General features: G+C 41.4%; 24 protein-coding genes and 1 pseudogene. 13 read left to right on the top strand and 12 right to left on the bottom strand.

Annotated features, from left to right (window positions below; all coding sequences use genetic code 11):
- Positions 1–189 precede the first annotated feature (189 nt).
- Both VB732_RS33090 and VB732_RS33085 read left to right on the top strand, forming a co-directional pair.
- Complete coding sequence (locus tag VB732_RS33090; protein ID WP_323235070.1) at positions 190–699, top strand: DUF393 domain-containing protein; 510 nt, start codon at positions 190–192, stop codon at positions 697–699.
- A 72-nt stretch (positions 700–771) separates the two neighbouring features.
- Positions 772–915 carry a hypothetical protein gene (locus VB732_RS33085; protein ID WP_292800696.1) on the top strand — a complete coding sequence of 48 codons (144 nt, stop codon included), beginning with the start codon at positions 772–774 and terminating at the stop codon, positions 913–915.
- A gap of 58 nt (positions 916–973) precedes the next feature.
- On the opposite strand, the gene VB732_RS33080 is transcribed toward VB732_RS33085, so the two are convergent.
- On the bottom strand, positions 974–2,020 hold the full coding sequence (locus VB732_RS33080) for a GHMP kinase (RefSeq protein WP_323235069.1): 1,047 nt from the start codon (positions 2,018–2,020) through the stop codon (positions 974–976).
- Between the two features lie 313 nt (positions 2,021–2,333).
- Here VB732_RS33080 and VB732_RS33075 point away from each other — a divergent pair, with 313 nt between their 5' ends.
- Positions 2,334–2,858: an isochorismatase family cysteine hydrolase gene (locus VB732_RS33075; RefSeq protein ID WP_323235068.1), complete on the top strand. Its 525-nt coding sequence runs from the start codon at positions 2,334–2,336 to the stop codon at positions 2,856–2,858.
- 87 nt (positions 2,859–2,945) lie between these two features.
- Here the strand turns inward: VB732_RS33075 and VB732_RS33070 are convergent, their stop codons facing one another.
- From VB732_RS33070 to VB732_RS33055, 4 genes are all read right to left on the bottom strand, one after another.
- Positions 2,946–3,596, bottom strand: a complete 651-nt coding sequence (locus VB732_RS33070; RefSeq protein ID WP_323235067.1) for a hypothetical protein — start codon at positions 3,594–3,596, stop codon at positions 2,946–2,948.
- Positions 3,597–3,937: 341 nt separating this feature from the next.
- On the bottom strand, positions 3,938–4,084 hold the full coding sequence (locus VB732_RS33065; protein WP_323235066.1) for a beta-Ig-H3/fasciclin: 147 nt from the start codon (positions 4,082–4,084) through the stop codon (positions 3,938–3,940).
- A gap of 458 nt (positions 4,085–4,542) precedes the next feature.
- On the bottom strand, positions 4,543–4,818 hold the full coding sequence (locus tag VB732_RS33060; protein WP_323235065.1) for an HU family DNA-binding protein: 276 nt from the start codon (positions 4,816–4,818) through the stop codon (positions 4,543–4,545).
- A 459-nt stretch (positions 4,819–5,277) separates the two neighbouring features.
- Positions 5,278–5,760 carry a hypothetical protein gene (locus VB732_RS33055; protein ID WP_323235064.1) on the bottom strand — a complete coding sequence of 161 codons (483 nt, stop codon included), beginning with the start codon at positions 5,758–5,760 and terminating at the stop codon, positions 5,278–5,280.
- Positions 5,761–6,280: 520 nt separating this feature from the next.
- On the opposite strand from VB732_RS33055, the gene VB732_RS33050 reads away from it, so the two are divergent.
- Positions 6,281–6,931 (top strand): PEP-CTERM sorting domain-containing protein, encoded by a 651-nt coding sequence (locus VB732_RS33050; RefSeq protein WP_323235063.1) that lies wholly within the window; start codon positions 6,281–6,283, stop codon positions 6,929–6,931.
- A 139-nt stretch (positions 6,932–7,070) separates the two neighbouring features.
- Here the strand turns inward: VB732_RS33050 and VB732_RS36100 are convergent, their stop codons facing one another.
- Positions 7,071–7,271 (bottom strand): hypothetical protein, encoded by a 201-nt coding sequence (locus VB732_RS36100; RefSeq protein ID WP_416235798.1) that lies wholly within the window; start codon positions 7,269–7,271, stop codon positions 7,071–7,073.
- Positions 7,235–7,495, bottom strand: coding sequence for a hypothetical protein (locus tag VB732_RS33045; RefSeq protein WP_416235797.1), 261 nt, complete (start codon positions 7,493–7,495; stop codon positions 7,235–7,237). The genes VB732_RS36100 and VB732_RS33045 overlap by 37 nt, the downstream gene beginning before the upstream one ends.
- A gap of 537 nt (positions 7,496–8,032) precedes the next feature.
- Between VB732_RS33045 and VB732_RS33040 the strand changes: the two genes are divergently transcribed.
- The gene (locus VB732_RS33040; RefSeq protein WP_323235062.1) at positions 8,033–9,625 is read left to right on the top strand and encodes an alkaline phosphatase D family protein; all 1,593 of its coding nucleotides are present in this window, start codon (positions 8,033–8,035) and stop codon (positions 9,623–9,625) included.
- Between the two features lie 146 nt (positions 9,626–9,771).
- Here VB732_RS33040 and VB732_RS33035 read toward each other — a convergent pair whose 3' ends face one another.
- A complete protein-coding gene (locus VB732_RS33035) occupies positions 9,772–10,524 on the bottom strand; it encodes a DNA-binding response regulator (protein ID WP_323235061.1) in 753 nt (250 codons plus the stop codon).
- A 273-nt stretch (positions 10,525–10,797) separates the two neighbouring features.
- Here VB732_RS33035 and VB732_RS33030 point away from each other — a divergent pair, with 273 nt between their 5' ends.
- Entirely contained in the window at positions 10,798–11,208 is a 411-nt protein-coding gene (locus VB732_RS33030) for a hypothetical protein (RefSeq protein ID WP_322687056.1), read from the top strand.
- 122 nt (positions 11,209–11,330) lie between these two features.
- Here the strand turns inward: VB732_RS33030 and VB732_RS33025 are convergent, their stop codons facing one another.
- The 4 genes from VB732_RS33025 to VB732_RS33010 form a co-directional block, all read right to left on the bottom strand.
- Complete coding sequence (locus VB732_RS33025; protein WP_323235060.1) at positions 11,331–11,687, bottom strand: hypothetical protein; 357 nt, start codon at positions 11,685–11,687, stop codon at positions 11,331–11,333.
- Positions 11,668–12,018: a DUF5674 family protein gene (locus VB732_RS33020; protein ID WP_323235059.1), complete on the bottom strand. Its 351-nt coding sequence runs from the start codon at positions 12,016–12,018 to the stop codon at positions 11,668–11,670. Before VB732_RS33020 ends, VB732_RS33025 begins: the two co-directional genes overlap by 20 nt.
- 85 nt (positions 12,019–12,103) lie before the next feature.
- Complete coding sequence (locus VB732_RS33015) at positions 12,104–13,150, bottom strand: hypothetical protein (protein WP_323235058.1); 1,047 nt, start codon at positions 13,148–13,150, stop codon at positions 12,104–12,106.
- A 179-nt stretch (positions 13,151–13,329) separates the two neighbouring features.
- Complete coding sequence (locus tag VB732_RS33010) at positions 13,330–13,509, bottom strand: ribbon-helix-helix domain-containing protein (RefSeq protein ID WP_100903382.1); 180 nt, start codon at positions 13,507–13,509, stop codon at positions 13,330–13,332.
- Positions 13,510–13,675: 166 nt separating this feature from the next.
- Between VB732_RS33010 and VB732_RS33005 the strand changes: the two genes are divergently transcribed.
- The 7 genes and pseudogenes from VB732_RS33005 to VB732_RS32975 form a co-directional block, all read left to right on the top strand.
- Complete coding sequence (locus VB732_RS33005; protein ID WP_323235057.1) at positions 13,676–14,446, top strand: hypothetical protein; 771 nt, start codon at positions 13,676–13,678, stop codon at positions 14,444–14,446.
- Between the two features lie 114 nt (positions 14,447–14,560).
- Positions 14,561–14,887, top strand: a complete 327-nt coding sequence (locus VB732_RS33000; protein WP_323235056.1) for a hypothetical protein — start codon at positions 14,561–14,563, stop codon at positions 14,885–14,887.
- Positions 14,880–15,083 carry a hypothetical protein gene (locus VB732_RS32995; RefSeq protein ID WP_323235055.1) on the top strand — a complete coding sequence of 68 codons (204 nt, stop codon included), beginning with the start codon at positions 14,880–14,882 and terminating at the stop codon, positions 15,081–15,083. The genes VB732_RS33000 and VB732_RS32995 overlap by 8 nt, the downstream gene beginning before the upstream one ends.
- Before the next feature lie 41 nt (positions 15,084–15,124).
- Positions 15,125–15,583: a DUF1392 domain-containing protein gene (locus VB732_RS32990; protein WP_323235054.1), complete on the top strand. Its 459-nt coding sequence runs from the start codon at positions 15,125–15,127 to the stop codon at positions 15,581–15,583.
- A gap of 43 nt (positions 15,584–15,626) precedes the next feature.
- Positions 15,627–16,298 carry a hypothetical protein gene (locus VB732_RS32985; RefSeq protein WP_323235053.1) on the top strand — a complete coding sequence of 224 codons (672 nt, stop codon included), beginning with the start codon at positions 15,627–15,629 and terminating at the stop codon, positions 16,296–16,298.
- Positions 16,299–16,383: 85 nt separating this feature from the next.
- On the top strand, positions 16,384–17,271 hold the full coding sequence (locus tag VB732_RS32980) for a hypothetical protein (RefSeq protein WP_323235052.1): 888 nt from the start codon (positions 16,384–16,386) through the stop codon (positions 17,269–17,271).
- Positions 17,272–17,416: 145 nt separating this feature from the next.
- A pseudogene (locus VB732_RS32975) lies at positions 17,417–17,688 on the top strand (hypothetical protein); the annotation flags it as partial.

Genomic DNA, 17,688 nt, shown 5'->3' with positions numbered 1-17,688 from the left:
CCATGTCTGCCAAAGTCCCGTAACTGGATGCTGAACAATCCCTGTGGTCAGTTCATTCTCTTTAAGCACTGATTTCTTCTTTGAGCGACTAAATCCTTTAAACATGACTGTCGCTCGAATGGGCCAAACCCTATAATTCCAGAGGCGTTACGCTTGATGTAAGGAAATAAACTTAGTTAAGATGCCAAAATGTCCTCACCACAAATCCAATCCTACGGTTGTAACAACTCTCTAGACCAGCCTTTATCCACTTTGCCGTCGTGGAAAATCAAATTGCTGTATGACGGCCAATGTCCCTTGTGTCTGCGTGAGGTTAACTTTTTGAAAAAGCGGGATGCGGGTCGAGGGCTAGTGGCGTTTGTAGATATTGCAGCTGATGACTACAATCCCCAAGCAGATGGCGGTGTTAACTACGAAACTGCAATGGGGCGTATTCATGCTGTGTTGCCAGACGGAACGCTAGTTAAAAATGTTGAAGTTTTCCATCGCATTTACGAAATTCTGGGGATGGGTTGGGTCTATGCTGCAACTTCCTTACCAGTTATCGGTGCTATTGCCAACTTCCTATATCGAATTTGGGCTGATTGGCGACTTTTTCTAACAGGACGACCAGATTTAGCGACTATTGTACGAGAGCGTTCTTCTCGACTTGCTTGCAAGACCCAAAGCCGTTGTCGCTTAATGGATGAAGATGACTAAGCCCAGTTTTACAATGAACGATGTCTTACTGAACGCTTAATTGAAATTGTGACTCGTGAAGGAGCAAAAACAGTGGAAGCTTTACTACAAAAAACTTGTGTTCTTTATAGTGGTGATTTGCCGTCAGTAACTGAGACTGAAATTGCTGAACTTCAGCCTCAGATACGTAATTGGAAGATGATTGAGGAGAATGGTGAGTCATCCTCCACTCATTGAGATATTAAAGAAACTCAACTTTCGTCCCTGAGCATCACTTGCTTAATCATGGGAGTTGTTAGCTTGCGATAGTTAACTGTAACGCTTGCATTTGAGGAAAATCACGCTTAATAATTTCGATAGTTTTTCTTTGACTCTCTTGATTTTTAACTATCAGTTGTGCAGTGCCATCCCCCTGAGAACCTACGCCTTTTCCTCCAAAGATATAAGGCTTAAGTGGCTCATGAGCGAGAAGCAGATGTAGATTTTTTGCAGTTAATTGATCGGGACAAGCCGGAACTACGTATCGGTCAAATTCCGCTTGGGCTTTTGTCATTAAAGCTCCAAGAAGTTGGGCATCTCCGAGTTGTATTGCTTCAACTGCTGCCTGGGTAATTTCAGAGCTAATAGAACCAAAATATTTTTGGACATTTTGCTCTATTGAATTAGTAGCGAAAGGATAACACTGATTCAATCGTCTTAGTATTTCTTGTGTGTTTTTGCTCCCGCCGAGATCGACAATCACAAAAAACAAATCTTCACTCACTTTCAATTCGAGTAGGTCGATTTTTTCACCATCAAATATCATCAATATTGGGCGATTTCCATAAGCACAAGCCTGATCCATACGACCACAAAGGCTAGGAGTGGTTCTTTCTCCTTTGTAGGCAAACTCCATTTCTGAACGAATTGTCATCTTCAAGTCATACAGACGATTAAAAGACCGAGCAATCAAAACGCAAAAAGCAGCACTCGAAGATAATCCCTTTTGGATGGGTAAGTCGGTTAGATAATTATCAACCTCAAGTCCGCCAACACCATAGTGAGTCAGAATTTGATAAGCTGTACCAGCAGCATAACTAAAAAAACCTCCCTCTTCGGCTACGGACTTGAGAGTATTAGATTCCATAGCTAATCTGAGCGGTTCATAACTCCTGCCATCATTGAGAGAAGCACGAATAATTAATTCAGTAGAATTTGGTAAGACATTGGCATAAATTCCTTGATTAGTACCAACAATTAAGGTGTAGCCCTTTTCGAGAAGAGGATTAACACTGCGATATTCTCCTGCCCAGTCAGTGTGTTCTCCAAACAAACAAAGACGGCCTGGAACAAAAATTCTCATTTGAAGTTTCCTATTCTTAATCGAGGTATATTATCCTGATTAACTTGAATAAACAACACGTTACTCATCACTCCAATTGCCCACATCAGCAGGGCTTTCGGCAATAAGAGAAAGAATCGATGGGAGGCGATGACTACGCTCCGTCTAGCAATCGTTACTTTCTCCATCCCCAGATTTCCTTACACACTGCCCCATCACCAGCAATCACGTTCTGTGGGCCACCAAGGAAGAAGCTCAAAGTCGCGGATGTCATCTTTTATAATATTGCTTTATTTAATGTCTTAACTCTTAATCTAAATAAATTCTGGCACAAATGAGCGAAATACTTCTTGTAGTAGATATGCAAAATGGTTTTATGCCTGAGAAATGCAGACATATTATTCCTACTGTCATTAATCTAATTGAGCGTTTTTTAGAGGCTGGTAAACTCGTTGAATTCACAAAATTTATCAATACTGCTGACAGTAATTATGTGAAGCTAATTCATTGGTCAAGCTTGATACATGAACCAGAAACGAGCATTATTGATGAACTTCAGCCATATATACATAATATTTTTGATAAACCTTATTACTCTGCATTTACGGAAAATTTTTCGAGTTTTATTTTAATTAATCAAATCAGCAAAATATATCTTTGTGGAGTTGAAACTGATAGCTGTATTTTCAAGACAGCAATTGACTCTTTTGAGCGCGGTATTGAACCAGTAATTATCGAGGATGCTTGCTTTAGTGCTGGTGGTCAGCAAGCGCATGATGCAGGTATTTTCTTGCTGAAACGTAATATCGGAAAAAACCAAATTCAGATGAGTGATGAGGTGATTGAGAAGATGTCATAAGCGCAAAAACTCAACATTGTTATTTCTCAATTAGCCAGACTTCAAAGAGGAACGCACTTTTTCAACATACTGAACAGGTACATCTTATTATTTAGAAATTATTTTCCGGCGTTGACGCAACAATAAACTAGCACTAATTATTCCTATACCAACCAATGTTGTAGTATTTCCCGCTTCCGAAACTTTTTGAGGAACCGTAAAGGAACCACTTAAGACAACTGTACCTGTGGTTCTAGGTTCCGTTGTTGCATTCAGATTGAAAATTACCTTCTCCGAAAGCGTTAAAATTCCTGTTGCACCTTGAAAATTACCTTCTCCACCTACAATAGTTGTAGTGCCGGAAATCGATGCCGTAAAATCTTCAACGTTACGTATAGCAGTACCAGTAGTGCTTGCAAATAATTTATCGTCACCGCTACCCAAAAATGTCTCAGTAAGAATTGGTAATCCATTTATACCAAACTCTGTGGCATCTTTCACTATTGATTCCACTCCTGTATTGTCATCCCTTTCGATATAATTCATTCTTAGAAAATTAGTCAAACCATAAGGCGCATCAGTACTTTTACCCGTTACAGTTGATTTAAATACATTATCCTGAATCGGTTCAAAAACACTTTCTGTATTGTAAGTAGCCTCAAAAGGAAAAGTAACTTCAGCATCTGCTTTTGCCACATTTAACCCCAAACTCAATAATGCTATTTGTATGAACGATAAAGCGAAGGAGCCAAGTTTCATACGTTTTTCTCCTTTAGTAATAAATACATTCGTAGTAATTTTAGATAACTCTACTAAACCTGTGCCGCAGAACGTAAACCAACGCCAGCGCAACCTAGAACAAGACTAGCAGTAGCAATGCCCAGTTTTTGAGTTAATTTCATTAGGAAATTTTTCAATTAAAATTGGGTAATTTTAGTATTAAAGTATCTTTAGTTGAGCCTGGCTACTTTAAGACCAATTTTAACCAAGCTATGTTACAGCCTACCGCAATTCATAGTGATTATGACGCTGTACGTGATGTAATTTTCTCATCTGTCCAGGGGAACTCCAGTTGTTCTGCATATTAGTAATATATGGCACTAAGGACTAGCTGGAGTTACCGATGGCACTACGGGTGATGGTGCTGCTGGTGCAGTTGTTGGAGACTCTGTACCAGGCTGACAGGCCCCTATAAGTACACTTAGCCCAAAAGCTGAAACTAGAAAAATAAATTTTTTGTTCATCATTCCTCTTTGAATAACTTACTTGAGATGAGCAAATCACTCAAATCATAACAGTTATATGTATTACAGCACTTCTGGCTATTATGAAGCACAATTTTACCCATATCCCTTTCCTATCCTAACTTTTGCAACTGTGTGCGTACCTCATAGTAGGCAAAAGTGCTGTAACGAAGATAAAGCAGTTGCTCTTGTCCTAACGAATGCTGGCATCTATCCTACAATCTGGGAATGGTGTAATCTTAACTAAAACCCAGTTACAGCAATCGTTTAGCTAAATATTTCTTCAAAAAAGTCAAATTCTAATGTTTGGTTGTTTGCGTTGCCTGGGAAGCACGATCGCGCGTTTGTGTGACATCTGCAATTCAACACTCACATTCCCCTTGCCGTTGCCTATGCTGTTTTGAGAACATCGAGGGCTACGGCTTTGCAGTGATTGGACTGCTAGTGGTAAAGCAATGCATCTATGGTGCTACTTTTTCTTTAAACAACTTCCCAGCAGAAAACGCAGGAACTTTGGTAGCTGGAATGGTCATTGGCTCATTTGTTTTAGGATTTCGCCCTTCACGTTCTGAGCGATCGCGCCGCTCAAATGACCCAAACCCTATGAGCGTTACCTTCTCCCCGTCAGCTACAGCCTCGGTAACGATTGACAAAAAAGCACTGATGATTTCATCGGTTTGCTTTTTTGTGATGTTGGTCTTTGCTGCTACAGCATCCACTAGTTCGCCTTTGTTCATAAATCACCCTGAAGTATTGCTTTGAAAAGGAAATTTACTTTACTATTACTACCTTTTGGGTAGGATAAGGGGAAAACGACTAACAATCAAGCAGCATACGAAAATTAACAATGCATGGCTACTACTGTGGCGGCTTTGAACTTAGGGGTAAACACAGTTGAGTTTCAAAAGAGGATCTGCTGTAGTCAAACAGCCAATCTACAGTTTGAGCTTCTTTCATGCGATTTCTAGGGTTTTGTACAAGGCTTACCACAGGAGCGACCAGTAAGAATTCCAAAGTTCACATCAGCAGAACTTTCCATAGCCTATCACAGATGTGAACCAGAACCTGCCGTACTGTATGTACTAGGTCGAAAAAGCTTGAAGCAGTTATTGAAGAAAGAACTCCAAAACTAAATTAAGTAATTATAGACAGAGAACCAGAAACCTTGATATTTTAATTTTGAGATAATTATCGTTTTATTTACAATGCTTCTGTAAAAGAGATATTGCTAGTTCAAAGCTTAATGGATGACTTTGTACAGCATAAGCTTCTCTCTCTAACTCTTGACGATGTACGTTCCTATAGCGAAGAAAAAACGGTCGTGTATAATTGCTGGGTTGAATGTCTAAACCTAAAACTTTTATTTTTCCTTTTCCTGCACATACCTGTGCAGCATGAACAGATTCATGAATTAAAACCTGATTCCCAATGTTTAAATCAAATACCACTGGATTAATCCAAATTTTTTTATCAGTTTCTCTTAATAAACCGTAAGCTCCTCGCTTTGGCGGTAGCTCAATCATTACATGAAATCCTAAGTTTTCTAATTGATTTTTTAATTGGAGAAATTTTGGGTCAGGATTTGGTATTTGAGAAAGTAACATCAAGGAGTTTAAAATTAAAAAATTGTTCATCCAACCTGGAGCATCAATAATTTTTACAATGACATTCTTAGACACTGCGGTCTAAAACTTGATAAACAAGACTTTCTTGGTCAAATTTAACGCGACACGATTGACCCATTACCTCTGAGGCTTGTACTAATGTCATTCTATCGAATGTCTGCTTCTTGTCCAGATGAAGCTTGTTTGTACTTCATTTTATTCTGGATTCAGCAGTCCCTTTAGTGCTATGTGTTGGGGGAACTTGCTGCAAGTTTCAAGCGGTGGAAAGGGTTTCATGATTGCAAAGATTACATCGCCAGCTACCAGGATTTACATTATCGCTATGGGTTGACAACAGCCGTTAATACAGCTTTTGGTAGGATGCTCCAGTTCACCAACGCGCACGACAAGAGTTGGAATTGAACTTAATTTTGAAATGGCGCAGTCCATTTAATATAGTTTCTAAAAATACATCAAGCGGAGCGACAATTTTTTCATTGTCGCTGTAATCTAATGTGCTGTATACTATTTTCGGCAATCCAGAAAGTAATTTTTTTTACATAAGTATTCCCTTGAACATAGGTAATATCAAACAATGCTAACGGTACTTCGCTCTTACGCTGCATGGGTTGTTCCAGCAGCTTTGACTTTACTGAGTTTTGCTTCGGGCAACGAGAAGGCGCTCGCACAGACTCTGTTCCCATTTAGTGGTAACTACGACGTAACAATCGCTGTTGAGCCGATTAACGAGAAGTTTTCACGGGCAATTGAACGGGCTGTAAGTACTGATGCAGCATACGGACTCACCGAATATAACGGTTTAGTTTACGCCCTAACTGACTTCTCTACTGGTTTGTTCACCTTTAACACCGATCCAACAGCAATCGGCTTAGAGGGCTTCCCAGAAGGCTTTATTGAATTCAGTGGTAGCGGTGCTAACAAGGTATCTGGAACGGCTACTGCCACCGCTTTAATTGACTTTGTAAACCTCAGAGGGTCTGGCTCTGGTTCTTTGATTATCACTGGCGGTGAGGGTATATTCACAGGTGCTACTGGCATACTAGACTTTTTTGAGAACGACACAATCAGTCCAAATCCAAACGATCCCATAAGAGGGCAGGCTTTAGTTACTGGAACTATTAAGGTTGTTCCAGAACCGGAAACCGGAGTAGGGACGCTAGTTAGCATTGGCTTAATTGGATCTGGTTTTATGTTGCGCCGACGTTGCTTTCGCTCTGCTTCATGAGCCACTCCAACCCCTAGTAGTCTGCCAACCCAAAAATGCGCTTGTGAGGGCTGGGGAAAGGAGAAAGGAAAAAGGTATCAAGGGATTTAAACCCTTTCCCCCTTCCCCTTTACCCCGCTTTCGTCACGAAAGCGAACTACTAGAACACCGATTCAGTAACAGGCGATCGCTTCAACTCCCCCAGATGCTTCAGCACAGCACTTGGGGCATCTTCCAAGTTCTCGTTTTCCCGTAACCGACTGATGCGATAAGCCTCGAAAGTGCTGTGGGTGGAACGGTAAAGCCTGCGATCGCGCAATTCCATCAGCGCCTTCCCTGCTTCAAAAACCGCTTTCTCCACTTTTCTCTCCAAGTGTAAGCGGTAAGCGTAGCCATGCCGTCAGGCTTATCGCGCTGTTCTTCTTCTGTCAACTCTGGAACTTCAACAGCAGTAACCGTAATTGTTGCTGAACCTGGATCTTCTTGCTGGGAGATATCCTCATTTGCAGAGTTAGCTGCTGAAGTTGAATCGGTAGATGCGGCAGAGGTGGCTTTTTTGCGATTAGAAGGTGGTTTAGCCCGCATTTCTCACAAGCTCCCCTGATCCCTTCGCAAGTGAAGTAATAAGTAATGAGTAATGAGTAATGAGTAAAGAATCTTACTTATTACTCATTACTTATTACTTATTACTCATTACTTATTTAATTAATGAGATGTGGTGAGAAATCCAGGTTTAGGCATAATTCCACCTTTCTAGTTGAATGAAATTTTCTCAGAGTCAATTGCAACGTAAATTTTGGATGTAACAGATAACTGCTCCGTCATAGCCTAATGCAGGTATCACTTGCCCCGTAAACGGCGTTAGTCCCCAATTTTATAAATGGCAAAAATGCTTGAAATAATAGGCATTCCCATCTCTGATAAAAAAAGCATAACTGTGGCTGTTTGCACTCATCCACTTGTTCACTGGCTGATTGTGGATTGTGAATAAATTATTGCAATATTAATAACTTCTTAAGCCCTAATTAAACCCAATTTGGTAATTAATCTTGTTAATAACTAGATGGTTATTATTTAGGTTTTTTATTCCCTTTTATTGTATAAATCTCAACAAGGACTTTTATGGAGCATATACATTTCCAGGGCTTGCTATCCACTAAGGCAAAGCGGCGACGCTTTCTGCTCGGTGCCAGTACATTCACCGCAAGCGTCATTGCTAGTCTTTGGACTCATAAAGTTGTTGCACTCTCAAGATTCTCTGCCTATCCCTTCAGCCTTGGTGTTGCTTCTGGCGATCCCTTACCAGATAGTGTAGTGCTATGGACGCGGCTGGCTCCAGATCCCTTAAATGGTGGCGGTATGCCGCCATTTAATGTACCAGTACGGTGGCAAGTTGCTTTGGATGAAAACATGAGACAAGTTGTGCTACGGGGCGTGGCATTGGCAACTCCCGAATTAGCACATTCTGTTCATGTAAATGTACGTGGTTTACAGCCTAACCGTTGGTACTGGTATCAGTTTAAAGTGGGTAATGAAGATAGTCCAATTGGTCGTACCCGTACTGCTCCAGCGATTGGCACTAGGTTGAATCAACTCAACTTTGCATTTGTTACTTGCCAAAAATGGGAGGATGGTTTCTATTCTGCTTATCGTCGCCTAGCTGAAGAAGATTTAGATTTGGTTTTTCACTTGGGTGATTATATTTACGAATACGGCATCCCTGCTACAGGTGGTGTACGCAACATTTCTTTACCTGAAGAGTTTAGAAAAGAAACGAATACGCTGGAGCAATACCGCCTTCGATATGCTCTATATAAAACTGACCCGGATTTACAAAAAGCTCACGCCTTATTTCCTTTTACAGTCACCTGGGACGACCACGAAGTTGAAAATGACTATACAGATGACATTTCCGAAAACAACGATCCGGTCGAACAGTTTCTCAAAAGGCGTGCTGCTGCTTATCAGGCTTATTATGAGCATCAGCCACTGCGAGAATTTTCCCTACCACAGGGGCCAGATATGCTTATTTACCGTCGGCTGACTTTTGGTAATCTGGCGGAGTTTAACGTACTTGATAGCCGCCAGTATCGGAGCGATCAGCCATGCGGTGACGGTGAAACACCTCGTTGCCCAGCAGCGCTAGATCCATTTAAAACCATGCTCGGTACTCAACAGGAGCGCTGGCTGCTGGATGGTCTTGATCGTTCTCAAGCACGTTGGAACATACTTGCTCAACAGGTGCTGATGGCAGAGCTAGATCATAAAATTGGCCCAGGCGAAATCTTTTGGAACGACTCATGGGATGGATATCCCCTTGCACGTAATCGTGTTTTAAGTCACATCGCCAGCCGCCAGATTTCTAACCCAGTGGTGATTACTGGGGATTGGCATTCTACATTTGTTAATGACCTCAAGCTTGACTTCAAGGCTTCTAACTCTCCAACGGTGGCTACGGAGTTTGTCACTCCCTCAATTACTAGCAATGGTGATGCCAATGTCTATGGCCCCTACTACGGCCCGAAGATTCCAGAAAATCCACACATTAAGTTCTTTGATGGCGATCGCCGAGGTTACTTCCGAGTCAACCTTAACTATGAGCGTTGGCAGACTGACCTGCGTATTGTTACAACTGTGAGTCGTCCAGATGCGCCTGTATACACTTTCGCTTCCTTTGTTGTTGAGAATGGTCATCCAGGTGCCAAATTAGACTAGGCTTTAAACTTTTGCGTATTCAAATATTTGAATACGCGAAAGCAAATCAAGTGTAATCCCACTCTATTACTCCCCGAAGAAGTAACAGAGTATTTCCAACCTGGATGACATCTTAATAACGCACCAGAAAATCAAATTAATTGCATTTACCAAAAATTCTTTTCAATAGGATCTGAACCAATTAGAAAATCAAAATTACCTTCACCCCTGCTTCTCTTCAATGTTTCCATGATTTTTTTCGGGTTATCGTGCGGGCCGTTAACATAAAAAGGTTTCCCGTCACGACCACATTCTATACGTATTCTCCCATCCCATTCTCCAATGTGCGAACGCGATTTTTCAAAATCTTTGTGTGGTTGAAACCCTAAGCTTTCTGCATATTCGCAAGCACTAAATATCATCCCTTGGGCTACTTCAAGGGGAACCTCTTGTGGTTTTCCGGGAAATGGCTCGAATAGTGATTCTGTAAATTCTTTAAATTTTATCCTGTCTACTGTACGTGGTGATATGGTATCTTTAACACCTAAGCACCATATATCTAAAAGGTAGCTACAGACCGTGATTTGATTGTATCGAGCAACTCTTGCAATAACTACCAATCCTAAACCGCGATCGATATCGTCATTGTTTTTTACAGGTAAGATTTTTGTCAGTAGATTTTTGATGCTGTTTTCTGGCGGGATTTTCGGTAACAATTGGATAAGACTCTCGCTTGCTAAACACTGATATACAGGGTCTAGCTCTCCTTTTGTCAATCTATCTAATGTAGTCTGTTGTGCTTGATTTTGAATCGCTGCATTCACTTCTGACACTTTAATACCCAATTTTCGGGCTATCTGTTTGGGTGTTAAATTCAATGCCCGTAAATTTATGATTTCTTCTTGTTGTGTTTCTGTCATAAATTACTACTTTCTACAAACAAGTAAGAGCGGAAATATTAAACCAAAGATTGCTTTTATTTGCTATTCTACAGCCGCTTGAAGTCAAAACTGGATCACATACATTATTTTTGCAACATGACTTCAAATGTGCTAGCAAATTTAAATGGAGCGTTACAAATAGTGATCGCACCTGACTGATTTTATCTTTGGCTTCGTTAATCAACAATTTATCACTGATGGTAAATTTATTACAGTGCTGTCTGCTCGTCCCACCTCATCAATATCCAGACTATGAACATCGACCAATTTCAGGAACTGAGGCAAAAACTCACCTCAGAACCAGACTTGTCCAATATCTGGTTGTTTTACATGGATCATTTTGCGGATCATGCAGAATTTACTGATCTGGGAGAGCCTGCTTATAATGAATACTTAGATGGTATCGTCCAAAAAACTTGTGAGCAAATGTTTGGTAGGATAGTAAAGATTACTGACTTTCTCCTGATCTACATTGCAGAGTATGGTTTATTTCATGGCCCTTTTCAAGTTGAACGGCGTATCGGGGGCGTGATTTATTTCGAGGAGCTTAAAATTGGGTTGATTGCAGTGTCAGCAGATTATCCTCCGACTGATGCGGTTAAGTATTCACGTTTTTCTGAGGTGCTTCAATTACCAACACCTAATCGCAACAACCTTAATTGAGAGGTGGGCAACTCAAAAAAACTTTCAACAAGTGCCATATCTAAAATGAATTATTTGTCCAGAAACTATAAGGGATTGCTCATATTTTTTACAAAATCTAGAATACCGCAATGATTAAAGTTTTAGATAGATTCAGACAGCAACCCTGACATATCTAATACTCGCGCTGACCAAGTACTAGCTTGCTCGGACATATTTTTACGTTCGCTCTTATTAGACCAAAGACTATCAAATTTTAATTTCCAACGTGCTAGTTGGATTTGAATGTTAACCAATTCTTCGGCATACTCAGATTCAATTTCTGCTGCTGTCCATTCGATAAAACACATAGTTTCATCTGCAACACTTTTGACCGCTTCAGGGTAAGCAGTGTCACAAAATGTTCTCAGCCTAGCTAAATTAGAAGCTATATGCCCTAAGCGATGTGATGTATTTTCGCCTTGAAACCGTGCTTGTTTTTCATCTAAATTCTGGTTCATATCCACCAATTAGCTCCTGAGTTATTTTTTTAACACGTTCTTGAATGGCTGGATCTTGAATTAACATTGAGCGATTATTTTGGCTGGGGCGAATGTTAATAATCGATTCATAAGCTATCGATTGGTCAAAGGGAGTCCAATCCGCACCCCAGATATCTCGCTGTTTACTACCGTCTTCGAGCAATGCTGCTTCACAGAAAGCGTGTTTCTCTCCTCCTCCAGCTAAAATCCCTCTTTCTATATCTACTGCCACTTTAATGTAAACTCGCAAAGTTTGCAGCATTAACTCCACTTGTTCGAGAGTTGCTATTTCCCTAATAATCAGTACCAAAATCTCACCCCTACCTGTATAAATGCACAAGTCAAAATTCTACTTTGTAGAATCCCTTGAATCCAAAAATTAATCACTTGCAGCATTATGGTATGATTTCCAACTCTAGAAGACTCAACACTTTCTCTTCCAAATCTGTCAAATAAGCACGATTCAGCTTCCCCAACGATTCCAAAAACTTCTGCACCGACTCCTCCAACGCACCCGAATACACTCGACTGATGCGATCGCAAATCACCTGCATCTGCTCACACTCGGCAGGCAAGTAGTTGTACGATTTCAGGTGCTGCAACCCAACCGTATACTCACCATCCCAGGTTCTGACGGTGCAGCTAAATTCGCCCACATGGTTAACGATACCCCAACACCCACCCTTGCCTCTGAGTTCCGGGTTGTCTTTGACTACGATTTGGCACACTTCGCCGATTTGGTAGGTGTTGGGTATTCTGGTACGTTCCATAATTTTCTGCACCACATCAGTGACGATCCTGGCACTGGGAACTTTACCGCCAGCCTCCTGTACTGCCCGTTGCCAAACTTTAACCTGCTGCTGGGGTTCTAGCTTTGCCAAAGGGCGCACTTGTCCTTCATTATTTGGCAGGATTCGTGAGGGGTTAGGTCGATTTTTGTCTACTTCCTCGTTTTGGGAACAATTTGTTCCCGTTTCATCTGCTTCCCCATTTTGGGAACAATTTGTTCCCATTTCATCCACTTCCTCGTTTTGGGAACAATTTGTTCCCGTTTCATCCACTTCCTCATTTTGGGAACAATTTGTTCCCGTCACTATGTTGTCAAATACTACAGAAGCAGCTATTAGATAATTGACTCGGCGATGTGTGTATCCAAATCTATCACGACAATACTCCTCAAATGTGCGATGAGTGGATCTGTATAACCTGCGATCGCGCAACTGAGCCAATGCCTTGCCTGCCTCAAAAAATGCACGTTCCACCTTGCGTTCTAAATGCAAGCGATCGCTAATTTCCTGCTCGGTTAATTCTGAAACTTCGACGGCAGTGACGGTAATTGTTGCTGTAGCTGGGTCTTCTTCTTGAGCAAGATTATCTGGTGATGTGCTGTCAGTGAATGAAGAGAAGGTGGATTTTTTGGGCTTTGAGGATGGTTTAGCCATGATTTCACCCTTATTAAGGGTATTTGCTCAGACTGGCTTACAAAATTATGGCTGTAGTCAGGGCTACAAACGCTTAAGAGCGGCTAATTTCAGCTTCTACCGCCAGAACCTCAACTGAACCCCTAAGCGAGCGCTTCTGTAGAGTCACTGAAAATAGCGCGGAAGTTAATGGCTTGAGGTCAAGCATCCTTTAACTCTCCATTATTCCTGGCACGCTCCAACTCTTCTTCGCAAAGGACTTCTATTAAATTTGACAGAGAACGCTTCCTAATCTTAGCTAGCCGTTCTAAGTCAGACTTTAATGCTTCGTCCAAATAAAGCGATATTCGCTTTTTGGCTGTAACCACCGACAACACCATAGCACTACTCCAAAACTATACTTCCTCCATTGTAGCACGAGGGTAACGCTACTTTGAGGCAAAAAGATGTTGTAGTAGCATTAAAGTAGTGCTACCATGTGAATAAAGAAAGCGCTACCGACGGTCAATCTGAAGCGCTTTCTGTCCCGTTAGGAACTGATTTATTATGACTTACATTATCTACAGCCAACAACAGCTGCAACTGAAATCGATTGCCCGACTCAAGCAAATCTACAGCGAAATCGCCTGCACAGTCGAAGTAAGCGACAAACGCTGTAAGGATTCTTGGATTAGTGCGATCGCTAAATATCAGGCAAGCAAGATTCAGAAACTCACCCCTGCTGCCCCCGACAACCAAGCCCAAGCCGTAGCTCCCGAACCCCTCACAATAGTCGAAATCTCGTTTGACCTTCACGAATATTACGCTGATGACAAACTGATAGCCAGCATCAGCCATGACGACAACCACCTAACCCAACGCTGGGTAGTCATGATCAATGATAAAGAATTATTTCGTGCCAATACTTTAATGCGTTGCGATCGCTTCATCTGCACTCACTATAAAGACGGTTCATTACCTGTGCAGGAAAAAGAAGCAACACCCCCCACGACTGAAAACCAAATCATGGCGCATATCTTCAACGAGTGCCAGAATTGTGGGTTTGAAATTCTCGATGATGGCATTTACAACAACAACGGCGTAAAGCTGGGGCAAGTCGGATGCACTAACGGTAACTGGTGGGTGAAGAGGCGTTATTCAGGTCAGCAGCAGTATTCTAACTCGGTCTATGATGCAGTGCGCTCATTATCGATGGTGGACGTGTCTACTGATAGTAAATCCATTTTTGATGAATATTTTTTAGAGCAGCCGTTAGAACAGCTAACTGGCGATAAATTGCAACGGCTGCTGGAGAGAGCAGAGTTAGTAACAGCGTAGTCTTGGGCTTCGCCTGGGAAAAGGTTAAAGGGTAAGGGGGAAAGGTAAATTTCTTCATTCCCTTCCCCTTTGCCCTTTCCCTAATTATTTATTCACCAATCCTCAATTAAATCTATGAAACCCACGATCTCAATCCCCCAACACTGGGGCTACCCTCGCTTTACTTTGGAACAGCGTACAAAACAAGGCACGATTCTCGGACTTTACTACTACCCGAATGGTACAGAATTGGCTGAACAATTTGATGATGGTTGGCGCTATGTGCTGATGCCTAACAAGAATTCTGATGAAATATCGTACTTGCAAGAGGATCAAATTAAACCGCTCACACCAGAAGAATTATTCTCAGAAATTACCGCAGAGATTAAGTTTTACCAACAGCAAATCTCTATTCTGCAACAACAGTTAGTCGTATTAACCGGAGGTTTCACAAATGCCTAAAACGGTTGACAACAGCTTTGACCGTAGAGCCAATCATTTGCTGCGTTCAATTCGGCTTTGTGGTGGTTGTGTGCCTTTGCACTCTCTCCAGTGTCAATTCTCCGATTCAGTAATTCAAACACTGCTGGACAAAGAACTGGTGCAAGTACAGAACACGGGGCGCGGCTTTTTGTTGGAGATTGCCGAGGATTTTTAGGTTGTTGACCTTATTGAAATTAAAATCAACGAGGAGAAAGCATGATTGACTACATTAATACCCTGAAAAATAGTTGGTATATTTCCCCACCTTGGGGTAAAACAATTCCAACGGTTGAGGTCAATTTATTAGAAAGAGTTTACCTGAAAACCACAAGAACATTTGGCTATTGCTCTGGTGTGCAATGGAAATATGAGTGTTGGCTTTATACAGTCATCTGTGGTGATGAAATTGTCCACGCTACAGAACATCAAATCATTGGGACTGGGCAGTTAGAAACCCTCACTGTGCAAAAACCTGCTTTCGTTTTGGGGCAGAAAGTAATCCTGTGTTCTTATGGTGATGACACAAAACAACGGCTGATTCTGGGGGTTGTACTTGTAGATAAGTTTTGGTTTTACCTTGTCGAATTGCTATCGCCAACATTGACTGAAACACCGACAATATTTAATCGCTTCTCATTGGTCGGTGAAAAAAGTTTGGTGCGCGTGAATGTCTAATTCTCTCTAATCAACAAGGAAAAATTATTACCCAACTAAAGTTATGTCACAAATCGAAGTAGCTCAAATTATCGACCAGATAAAGCAAGAAATCACTGTTAACTCTAATAGTATAAATAAAATCAGTATTAGGGCAGTAGAAAGAATAGTTGGAGTAAGTAACGGAACAATTTGTAAAACTTTAAATACATTTAATTCAGAACCTTCAAAACTGGCACAAAAAATCCAATTGCAAGGCATAAGTATTGATTCTTGGCGCATTAACGGTATATCTGATGATGTCATTTATTTAATACTTGAATATTATGCCTTTGAAGCTGGTAAACGCTGCACTAAAAGGGCAAGGCAAGCTATTAAGCATTTTAGCAAATACAAAAACTTTGATGGTTTGGTTGATTCGGAATTTACCGCAGGACAGTATTCTCCAGAAAACCAAGTAAAACTTTCTCTTATCGAAAAGGTTGAAAAAATGTCTCATCCCGTAGTTGAAGTCAATACTCCAGTTGGAAAAATAGACATTTTGACTGAACGCGAAATCATAGAAGTTAAAAAAGCGTCTGCATGGAAAAGTGCTGTAGGACAAATATTAGTCTATGGGCATTACTATCCTAATCACCAAAAAAGGATTCATCTATTTGGAAAGTGTTCTGTAAGTACTAAACAAATCATTCAGACTCATTGTGACCAATTTAATATTCAGCTTACTTGGCAATAGCTCAACTTTATAAGCCTACTAACTTTCATTATGACTTCGATTATTACTACAACTATTCACTTTTGAAAAAACCAGAGCAACGATTATGTCACAAATCGAAATCATTCAAATCATTGAACAGATAAAGCAAGAGATCACTGTTGACTCTAATGGACAAGGTAAAGCCAGTATTCGGGCAACTGCAAGGCTGGCAGATGTACAAGATTCTTCCCTTCGTCGTGCGTTACTAAGTGCGGCACTGGAACCCTCTGCATTAGCCCAAAGCCTTATACAACAGGGATTTAGCCCTGCGGCACTGGAAACCTGGAATGAGGGAATACCTGATATGGGTGTTGCTGCCGTTATTGAATATTACGCTTTTGATGCTGGGCGGCACTGCAAACAGCAAGCCAGACTTGTATGCAAAGCTTTTAACCGGATTGGTGTTCGTGCCTGGATTCAAGATTTATTGGGCTGGACAAAACCCGCTACTCAACCACAAGAACAACCTTCCACACCAGCCCTCCCCCCAGTTGAACAACGATTGCATACTCTTGTCCTGGCAATGAAAACTTTAGCTGAGTTAACTGGTGGCAGACTCAACCCATACATGGAACAGCAATTTAAAGACTATGCCGGGAATCTTCTGGCAGAACACAACAGAAAATTGTTAACCCCTTCAGAGGAACGCTGGCTTGGCGTGGTCAACTTTGCAGAGAGCGAACTTGGAAAAAAAGTCCCTATCAATGGCCCTCACTATCGCGGACACTTGGGCACATGGGTTCGCACGTTTTACCCACAGTTAGGCGATCGCCAAGAAACGCGATTGGTTAACGGTGTGCAACAGCCCATCTATGTTTACGCTTGTCACGATCCGGTTGTTGCGGCAGGCTTAACTAAAGCTATAGAAGAGTTCTTTGCTCATCCCAGTCCTGGAGCAGCGCTAAGGCAGGCGGGAGCTTTCGCTAGCAAGAAGGAAAAAGTATCAGTTTAGTAGCCATTAGTCTTCAATTATTCAGTCGCCCGAATTTTAAGCACTACTAGTTATTAAGCTGATACCGACCAAAGAACATAAACGTATTAAGAATTGTAACATTCGCTAACGACACAAACAATAATTCATCTCAATGGACAGGTTAATGACGAGATTTCATGATCCAAGAGCAGCAGCACTAGCCCAACAGATCGACCAAGTTAATGCAATCGGTTGGGAAGGAGCCTGCGACATGGCACTACAACAGCACGTAGCGAAAAGCGAATTATCCTCAGTAGAAACAGTATTGCGTTTCGATATGTTCCGAAAGAGAGCGCAAGATACAGGTGATAAACGACAAGCAATTTGGGCAGAACAAGTAAGCCAAGGCATTAGCGGAATCGAGTGGTACACCGTTGAGTATGGCGGCGTGAATGT

Origin of the sequence: Nostoc sp. UHCC 0252 (assembly GCF_034931145.1) — a bacterium.
Taxonomy (GTDB): Bacteria; Cyanobacteriota; Cyanobacteriia; order Cyanobacteriales; family Nostocaceae; genus Nostoc.
This window is presented reverse-complemented; position numbering and strand designations above follow the sequence as displayed.